Raw genomic sequence first — 316 nt, forward strand, 5'->3', positions numbered from 1 at the left:
CAGTCGCCCGCGCAAAAAAAGACCGCCGGCATCGCTGACGGCGGTTTCCCGAACGATCGCGCGATGGGCGCGTAAAAGCGCTACAGGCTCTCGCCAGCCTCGATCCGGCGCAGCTTCTCCGCGAAGCGCGCCTCCGACAGGCGGATACGGCGTCGCAGCACGCCCCCCAGCAGCCCCACGCCCAGGATCATCGTCGCCCAGCCCGCCGGCTCCGGCACCGCGGCGATCGTGCCGGATACGCTGGGCGCTGTCGCGACGGCGAAGTCGAACGTCTGGTTCGCGGCGTTCGTGATCGTGCCGGTGAACGATCCTGCCT

General features: G+C 69.6%; 1 protein-coding gene. It reads right to left on the reverse strand.

From position 1 onward, the window contains the following. Positions 1–80 precede the first annotated feature (80 nt). The coding region (locus AC0IYH_RS30490) for a PEPxxWA-CTERM sorting domain-containing protein (protein ID WP_471837890.1) at positions 81–316 on the reverse strand (236 nt) is incomplete at its 5' end.

It is taken from the genome of Pseudomonas sp. AC463 (assembly GCF_979253585.1).